The following is a 1,157-nucleotide window of genomic DNA, read 5'->3' as shown; positions in this document are numbered from 1 at the left end:
GAGCGAGCCATCACCGGCCTCGTGGACAGCAACGAAATCCAGCGGATTGTGGTGGAGCATCCCGATTCCCGCTTCAACAAGGCTCCCCTCATTACAAGATTGACGCCAGCTGGCAGCGTAACCTTAACGAGCACCTCGCTTACGGTCTGGACGGATGGCGTTATGAGCAAGGAGGAGATCGAAGGCGAGCAGTACGCGGAACTGCTGAATCGTTATTTTGGAAGAGGGATTGGTCCTGAACCAATCAACAACCAACCAGAGCGCTCTATCACTTTATGAGAAGGTCGGGTAAACGGTTGTTAGCGAAGAAATTCGCTATTCTATCGAAATGGAAGATGATGTAAAGTTGTTTGTGTACCAACATTTGGAGCCTTAACAGGCAGCAAAAAAGTAGGGTATTCTCGGGGTTACCACACGCACCAAGAAGGAGCCCTACTCGATGACTAATATACCCGAAAATTCTTTCAACAATCTACTTGAAAATGCTGTAACTAAACTGCTGGTGCAGGGGAAGCTCGAGCTGCTGCTTCGTGAAGAAATTAAACATTACATTAGCACGGAGCATCAAGGCCCTCGTACCAGCCTTAACGGGAACTACACGCGCACTTACCAAACACGCTATGGAACCATTAATGACTTGCAAGTGCCCAGAGATCGGAAAGGTTACTTCAAGACCCGTCTGTTCCAGCCGTATCAGCGCCGCGAGGGATGGTTAGAAGAGGCCATCATCCACATGTACAAAGGCGGCAAGAGCACGCGAGAAGTCGCAAAATTCATCGAGAGTATGTTTGGTTCCCAGTACTCGCCAACGACGATCAGCAACATTACGCAAACCGTTATGGAAGACATTGAACAGTGGCAACAACGTCCGCTCGAGAAGCGTTACTCTGTGATCTACCTAGATGGTTTGTATGTGAAGCTGAAGCGTAACACGGTCAGCAGTGAGGCGGTTTATTTGGCTATGGGGATTGACGAAAAAGGCATCCGCCAAATCCTCGGCTTTTACGTAGGCGGGCATGAGAGCGCAAATGGCTGGAGAGAGGTCCTCAAAGACCTGAAAAATCGCGGAGCAACAGACGAGTTGCTTGGCGTCTTCGATGGCCTTCCAGGACTAGAAGAAGCCTTTAGAGAAATCTATCCAAAGGCCGATGTGCAAC

The 1,157-nt window shown here is 49.5% G+C and carries 2 protein-coding genes; both read left to right on the top strand.

The genetic code is table 11. The features are described from left to right. A partial coding sequence (locus PAECUDRAFT_RS24275) for an arylamine N-acetyltransferase (protein ID WP_006040811.1) occupies positions 1 to 279 on the top strand: 279 nt, incomplete at its 5' end. A 160-nt stretch (positions 280 to 439) separates the two neighbouring features. Further along, the coding region (locus PAECUDRAFT_RS24270; protein ID WP_006040810.1) for an IS256 family transposase at positions 440 to 1,157 on the top strand (718 nt) is incomplete at its 3' end.

The sequence above is a fragment of the Paenibacillus curdlanolyticus YK9 genome, from assembly GCF_000179615.1.
In the GTDB taxonomy this organism is placed as follows: domain Bacteria; phylum Bacillota; class Bacilli; order Paenibacillales; family Paenibacillaceae; genus Paenibacillus_T; species Paenibacillus_T curdlanolyticus.
Note: the sequence above shows the minus strand (reverse complement) of the source record. Positions and strands in the feature narration are given on the sequence as shown.